Annotated in this window: 6 protein-coding genes; all 6 read right to left on the minus strand. The window is 66.0% G+C overall.

All coding sequences use genetic code 11. From position 1 onward, the window contains the following. The coding region (locus A2J02_RS12765) for a phosphoglycerate kinase (protein ID WP_068050528.1) at window positions 1–871 on the minus strand (871 nt) is incomplete at its 3' end. Window positions 872–876: 5 nt separating this feature from the next. Continuing rightward, window positions 877–1,896: a type I glyceraldehyde-3-phosphate dehydrogenase gene (gap, locus tag A2J02_RS12770; RefSeq protein WP_032365753.1), complete on the minus strand. Its 1,020-nt coding sequence runs from the start codon at window positions 1,894–1,896 to the stop codon at window positions 877–879. 120 nt (window positions 1,897–2,016) lie between these two features. Further along, window positions 2,017–3,000 carry a DNA-binding protein WhiA gene (gene whiA / locus A2J02_RS12775; RefSeq protein WP_068050529.1) on the minus strand — a complete coding sequence of 328 codons (984 nt, stop codon included), beginning with the start codon at window positions 2,998–3,000 and terminating at the stop codon, window positions 2,017–2,019. Further along, window positions 2,991–4,016, minus strand: coding sequence for a gluconeogenesis factor YvcK family protein (locus tag A2J02_RS12780; protein WP_068050530.1), 1,026 nt, complete (start codon window positions 4,014–4,016; stop codon window positions 2,991–2,993). Before A2J02_RS12780 ends, whiA begins: the two co-directional genes overlap by 10 nt. Next, window positions 4,013–4,906, minus strand: coding sequence for an RNase adapter RapZ (gene rapZ / locus A2J02_RS12785; RefSeq protein WP_068050532.1), 894 nt, complete (start codon window positions 4,904–4,906; stop codon window positions 4,013–4,015). Before rapZ ends, A2J02_RS12780 begins: the two co-directional genes overlap by 4 nt. 56 nt (window positions 4,907–4,962) lie before the next feature. Beyond that, a partial coding sequence (gene uvrC, locus A2J02_RS12790) for an excinuclease ABC subunit UvrC (protein WP_068050531.1) occupies window positions 4,963–6,836 on the minus strand: 1,874 nt, incomplete at its 5' end.

A 6,836-nucleotide genomic window follows, 5' to 3' on the forward strand; every position in this document is an offset into this window, starting at 1 on the left:
ATGCCTTCACGGTCTTCGCCTCGGCGTCCGCCGCGAACTTGTCTCCGACGACGATGTCGACGGGCAGGTGGATCACGTCACCGAAACGCTCGAGCAGGTCCTTGCAGACCCCGATCTGATCCTCCTGCAACAACGAGTTGCCGACCGAATATCCCTGCGCGGCAAGGAAAGTGAACGCCATGCCGCCGCCGATGACCAGGGTGTCGACCTTGGGGGCCAACGCCTCGATGACGCCGAGCTTGTCCGAGACCTTGGAGCCGCCGAGCACCACCGCGTACGGACGCGCGGCGTCCTCGGTGAGCTTGGCCAGTACCTCGACCTCGGCCGCGACGAGAGTGCCCGCGTAGTGGGGCAGCAACTGCGCCACGTCGTAGACCGATGCCTGCTTGCGGTGCACGACGCCGAATCCGTCGGAGACGAAGGCCGCGTCGTCGCCGGCCAGAGCAACGAGCTCACGAGCCAGAGCAGCTCGCTCGGATTCGTCCTTGCTGGTCTCGCGCGGATCGAAGCGAATGTTCTCGAGCAGCAGCACGTCGCCGTCGGTCAGACCCTCGGCCCGAGCCTCGGCGTCCTGACCCACCACGTCGCCCGCGAGCTGAACGTGGCGTCCGAGCAGTTCGCCGAGCTTCGCTGCGACCGGAGCCAGGCTGTACTTCGCGTCGGGCTTGCCGTCGGGACGACCGAGGTGCGCGGTCACGATGACTTTGGCACCCGCCTCGACCAGTGCCCGGAGAGTCGGGATCGACGCCTGAATGCGGCCGGGGTCGGTGATCGTGCCGTCCTCGAGCGGGACATTGAAGTCCGATCGCACGAGGACGCCACGGCCTTCGACACCGGCATCGAGCAGATCCTGCAGTGTCTTGACAGCCATCGGTGTCAGAGGGACTTGCCGACGAGACCGATGAGGTCGGCGAGGCGGTTGGAGTAGCCCCACTCGTTGTCGTACCAGGAGACGATCTTGACCTGATCGTCGATGACCTTCGTCAGCGGCGCATCGAAGATCGACGAGTGCGGGTCGGTGACGATGTCCGAGGAGACGATCGGATCGGTGTTGTACTTCAGGATGCCCTTGAGGGGGCCCTCGGCTGCGGCCTTCATGGCGGCGTTGATGTCGTCGGCGCTTGCCTTCTTCTTCAACAGCGCAGTCAGGTCGGTGACCGAGCCGGTGGGGATCGGTACCCGAAGCGCGTAGCCGTCGAGCTTGCCGAGCAGCTGCGGGAGAACCAGGCCGATGGCCTTGGCCGCGCCGGTGCCGGTCGGGACCACGTTCAGGGCTGCAGCGCGGGCGCGACGCAGATCGCTGTGCGGGCCGTCCTGCAGGTTCTGGTCCTGCGTGTACGCGTGAATGGTGGTCATCAGACCCGAGACGATGCCGAACTCGTCGTCGAGAACCTTGGCGATGGGGCCGAGGCAGTTGGTGGTGCACGACGCGTTGGAGATGATGTTCTGGCTGCCGTCGTACTTGTCGTCGTTGACGCCCATCACGATGGTGATGTCCTCGCCCTTGGCGGGCGCGGAGATGATGACCTTCTTGGCACCGGCATCGATGTGGCCCTGTGCCTTGGCAGCGTCGGTGAAGATGCCGGTGGACTCGACGACGACGTCGACACCCAGGTCACCCCACGGAAGTGCGGACGGGCCCTCACGCAGCGACAGCGCCTTGATCTTCTGGCCACCGACGACGATGGTGTCCTCGCCCTCGAGCGAGACATCGTGCGGCAAGCGACCCAGGATCGAGTCGTACTTGAGCAGGTGTGCGAGCGATGCGTTGTCGGTCAGGTCGTTGACAGCAACGATTTCGATGTCGGTGGTACCGAGCGCCTTCTGCGCATCGACAGCCCTGAAGAAGTTACGCCCGATGCGGCCGAAGCCGTTGACGCCTACCCGGATCGTCACTGTTCGCTCCTAAAAGTTGTGAAAACAGATGTCTGATTGTGCCTGCGTGCGGGGTGCCACACGCGGTTCCCACCCTAGTGTGCGCGCAGGCAGAGCGCGCGCATCACGTGATCGGGCCGGTCATGCCTCGTCGAGCAACTCGGCGGTGACGGCGGACTCGGTGTCCGGAATTCCGGTTTCCTTCGCCTTGCGGTCGGCCATGGACAGCAGGCGTCGAATTCGGCCTGCCACAGCGTCCTTGGTCATCGGCGGGTCGGCCAACTGGCCGAGTTCCTCGAGCGACGCCTGGCGATGCTGTACCCGGAGCGAGCCCGCGGCGGCCAGATGATCCGGCACGTCCTCGCCGAGGATGTGCAGGGCCCGCTCGACGCGCGCTGCGGCGGCGACGGCGGCCCTGGCCGAGCGGCGCAGGTTGGCGTCGTCGAAGTTGGCGAGCCGGTTCGCGGTTGCCCTGACCTCGCGTCGCATCCGTCGTTCTTCCCAGATCAACCGGGTGTCCTGTGCGCCCATGCGGGTGAGCAGTGCCCCGATCGCCTCGCCGTCGCGGACGACCACTCGATCGGTGCCGCGGACCTCGCGTGCCTTGGCGGCCACGCCGAGGCGTCGAGCGGCTCCGACGAGCGCGAGAGCTGCCTCGGGACCCGGGCAGCTGATCTCCAGAGCCGAGGATCGACCCGGTTCGGTGAGTGAACCGTGCGCCAGGAATGCGCCCCGCCATGCCGCCTCGGAGTCCCCCACCGTGCCGCCGACCACCTGGGCGGGCAGGCCGCGAACCGGGCGACCGCGCAGGTCCAACAGGCCGGTCTGCCGCGCCAGTGCCTCGCCGTCCTTGGCCACGCGCACCACGTAGCGAGAGGTCTTGCGGAGCCCGCCTGCTCCGAGCATGTGCACGTCGGAGGAGTAGCCGTACAGCTCGAAGATCTCCCGACGCAGCCGTCTCGCAATGGACCCGAGGTCCACCTCTGCCTCGACCACCACGCGGCCTGCCACGATGTGCAGTCCGCCGGCGAATCGCAGGAGTGCGGACACCTCGGCCTTGCGGCAACTGACCTGACTGACGGTGAGCCTGCTCAGCTCGTCCTTGACCTCCGCTGTCATGGCCACGAAGTGATCCCCTCTCTGCGTGCGGTAGTCGGTGCGGTGCCGTCGGTGGACGACACGATGGAACCGAGAGCCGCAGCAAGCTTGCCGTAATGATGTGCGTGGGTGCCGTTTTCGGCAACGTCGACGTAGACGACCTCGGCACCGAGCCGGGCCGCTGCCCGCGCCACGTGCTCGCGGTTGCTGCCTTCCGGGACCGAGGCGGAATCGACCAACACGTAGTCGATTCCCAAATCCGGTGCGTGTTGGGAGAGTACGTGGACATGGCGCTCGGCAGAGAATCCGGTGGTCTCCCCCAGCTCCGGTGCGAGGTTCAACACCAGTACCTTCGGCGCGCTCGTGCGAGCGAGCGCGGCGAGCTGATCGGGCACCAACACGTGCGGGATGACGCTGGAGAACCACGATCCCGGTCCGAGCACCACGAGGTCGGCCTTATCGATCGCAGCGAGTGCATCCGCCGAGGCAGGCGGTTCGGGTGGCAACAGTCGAACGCGGCGAACCTTGCCCGGAGTCGTTGCCACCGCAACCTGTCCGCGAATGACGCGGCTCACACGTGGGTCGTCCTCCAGACCGGAGACGTCGGCCTCGATGTCGAGTGCGATCGGCGACATCGGAAGCACCCGTCCGTCGATTCCGAGCATCCGCACCATCTCGTCGAGTGCGGCGATCGGATCGCCCAGTACCTCGGTGAGGCCGGCGAGGATGAGGTTGCCCACCGAATGTCCGGCCAGAGCGCCCGTGCCGCCGAAGCGGTGCTGCAGGACGTCCGTCCAGAGCTGCGTCCTCTCGTCCGATCGTGCCAGCGCAGCCAGTGCCATGCGCAGGTCTCCGGGCGGAATGACGCCGAGCTCGGCCCGCAGACGCCCCGAGGATCCCCCGTCGTCGGCGACCGTGACGATGGCGGTGACGTCGGGACCGAGCAGCCGGGCCGCCGACAGCGTGGCGTACAGGCCGTGCCCGCCGCCGAGCGCGACGATCCTGGGGCCCGCTGTCGGTACTTCGGTGTCGACCTCGCTCATTCGCGACCCAGATCCCGATGCAGCACGCGCACCGACACATCACCCTGGTCGGCGAGAATTGCCGCCAGTGCCTCGGTCATCGCGACACTTCGATGCTTCCCTCCGGTGCAGCCAACGGCCACCGTCATGTACCTCTTGCCTTCCCGCACGTATCCCTCGATGGTCAGATTCAGCAGGTGCGTGTACGTCTGCAGGTAATCGCGTGCCCCGTCCTGCCCCAACACGTAGTCGCGAACGTCCGCGTCCTGGCCGGTATGTTCGCGCAGCTCGGGCACCCAATGTGGGTTGGGCAGAAAGCGCACGTCGCAGACCAGGTCGGCGTCCATCGGCAGGCCGTACTTGAAGCCGAACGACTGCACGGTGACGCCCACTCCGGTGGTCTCGGCCGCGCCGAACACCGTCTCGATCTTGCGCCGGAGTTGATGCACGGACAGGGACGTGGTGTCCACCGTGAGATCCGCAGCTGCCTTGACCTGAGCGAGTCGCAACCGTTCGGCGGTGATGCCCTCGGTCAGCGTTCCGTCCTGACCGTCGTTCTGCAGGGGATGGCTACGCCGGTTGGACTCGAATCGACGGATCAGCACGGCGTCGGACGCATCCAGGACGAGCACTCTGTTGCGCACGCCCTTGGAGTCGAGTTCTTTCACCACCCAGCCCAGATCGCCGGTGAACAGGCGGCTTCGAACGTCCATCACCAGTGCCAGACGCTCGATTCTGGGCTTGGACTCGCGTCCGAGATCGACCATCTTGGAGATGAGCTCCGGCGGTAGGTTGTCGGCGACGTACCAGCCGAGATCCTCGAGAATCTTGGCCGCAGTGCGCAATCCTGCACCGGACACCCCGGTGACCAACGCCACCTCGATCTCGTCGTGCTGCGACTCCCCCTCGATGGACTGCTCGAGGTGTTCTTCGGACGGTGGATGTCTCTGTGTCTGGTGTTCGCTCACTACGAAGCCTGTCCCGCCGATTCCACACGCGGTGCGATCGCATGTTCCGCCGTGTTCTCGCCCGATGTCGTTGCACTTGCGTTGCCATCATCGCCTACATCGGCGTCGTCCGTGTCGGAACCCAGCGCGGCCAGCACCGACTTGGCCGTGGTCTCTCCGATTCCCGGAACCTCGACGATCTCCGCGACCGTTGCACGCTTGAGGTTGGCGACCGAACCGAAGTGTGCCACCAACGCTGTTCGACGCGACTCACCGAGTCCGCGAACCGAATCGAGGGCCGACGCCGTCATCCGCCGTGATCGCTTGCTGCGATGGAACGTGATCGCAAACCGGTGCGCTTCGTCTCGGACCCGTTGCAGCAGATAAAGCGATTCGCTCGTGCGCGGCAGGATGACCGGATCCTCCTCCCCCGGAACCCATACCTCCTCGAGACGCTTCGCCAGACCGACCACAGCGACGTCGGTCACGCCGAGCTCGTCCAGTACCGCTGCGGCGGCGGCCACCTGAGGGGCACCGCCGTCGACGACGAACAGGTTGGGTGGATACGCGAACTTTCGTGGTCTGCCGGTCTGCGGATCCAAGGCCGCTTCGGCGGCCAGATCGCCCCCTGTTCCCTCGGCCGTACCGTCGGCCGAATGTCGCAAAAATCGGCGACGAGTCACCTCGGCGATGCTCGCCACGTCGTCGGAATGCCCGTCGCCTGCCGCTTCCTTGATCGCGTAGTGGCGGTAGTCGCTCTTGCGGGGCAGTCCGTCCTCGAAGACGACGAGCGAGGCCACCACGTCGGTTCCCTGCACGTGGGAGATGTCGATGCACTCGATGCGCAGTGGTGCGGAATCCAGATCCAGTGCCTCCTGAATACCCTGCAGCGCAGCCGATCTGGACGTGAAGTCGCCTGCACGCTTGAGCTTGTGCTGCTGCAGGGCCTCCTTGGCGTTGCGTTCGACGGTCTCGGCCAACGCCTTCTTGTCGCCGCGTTGCGGAACTCGCAAGGTCACGTTCGAGCCCCGGAGCTCACTGAGCCAGACCTGAACCTCGTCGGCGTTGTCCGGCAGGACGGGAACCAGTACTTCCCTCGGGACGGCATTGGATCCACCGTCGTCGCCGCCCGGTGTCTGTGCGGACAGGGCGGCCTGCTCGCCGTAGAACTGCGTCAGGAACTGTTCGACCAGGGCGGGCAGATCGGCCTCGTCCTGGCGTTCGATCACCTCGCCTGCCTTCTCCACCACCCAGCCGCGTTGCCCTCGCACACGGCCGCCGCGGACGTGGAATACCTGAACTGCCGCTTCCAGGGCATCGGTGGCGAAGGCGACGAGATCGGCGTCGGTGCCGTCGCCGAGCACCACCGCCTGCTTCTCCAGTGCTCTACGCAGCGCACCGACGTCGTCTCGCAGACGCGCGGCGGTCTCGAAATCGAGGTCCTCGGACGCAGCCTGCATCTTCTTCTCGAGCTGACGAACGAGCTTGTCCGTCTTACCGGCCAGGAAGTCACAGAAGTCCTCGACGGTGCGCCGATGCTCGTCGGCGCTGACTCGGCCGACACACGGTGCCGAGCACTTGTCGATGTAACCCAGCAGGCAGGGCCTGCCGATCTGATTGTGGCGCTTCAGCACTCCGGTCGAGCACGTGCGGGCGGGGAACACCCGCAACAGAAGATCCAGCGTCTCCCGAATCGCCCACGCGTGCGCGTAGGGGCCGAAATACCGCACGCCCTTGCGCCTCGGTCCGCGGTAGACGAACAACCGCGGGTATTCCTCGTTCATCGTCACCGCGAGCATCGGGTAGCTCTTGTCGTCGCGATATCGGACGTTGAACCGTGGATCGAACTCCTTGATCCAGTTGTACTCGAGCTGCAGGGCCTCGACCTCGGTGG

This window comes from Rhodococcus sp. EPR-147 (assembly GCF_001647185.1).
Lineage (GTDB): Bacteria > Actinomycetota > Actinomycetes > Mycobacteriales > Mycobacteriaceae > Rhodococcoides.